Raw genomic sequence first — 309 nt, forward strand, 5'->3', positions numbered from 1 at the left:
TTGCAAGGCTGCTTGCTCGCTTTCAAGCTCCTGGTATGCCGCGCCGTCATCCTGGTCGGCGTCATCGCCGTCTATGTCGTCCAGCACCTCCAGGCGTTGTTGCACTGCCAGCATCGCAGCGTCCAGTTCCGCCAGCGCAGTGGCCTCTTGCTCTGTGGGTTCGCGCCGGACTTTGCGCAACTCGGTGTGGCCGGTGTACTCGTCACGGTCATAGCGCACCCGCACATCCACCCATTTCCAGCCTTCGGCACGCACCTGCTTGGCCTTCTTGTTGAGTTTCTCCACGGCCAGACGTTCCAGCAACGGCGC

Annotated in this window: 1 pseudogene; it reads right to left on the bottom strand. The window is 62.5% G+C overall.

Annotation, left to right across the window (positions count from 1 at the left end):
• Positions 1 to 285, bottom strand: a pseudogene (locus EIP75_RS23985) (ParB/RepB/Spo0J family partition protein); the annotation flags it as partial.
• Positions 286 to 309 lie beyond the last annotated feature (24 nt).

The sequence above is a fragment of the Aquabacterium soli genome, assembly GCF_003933735.1.
GTDB classification, from domain to species: Bacteria; Pseudomonadota; Gammaproteobacteria; order Burkholderiales; family Burkholderiaceae_C; genus Aquabacterium; species Aquabacterium soli.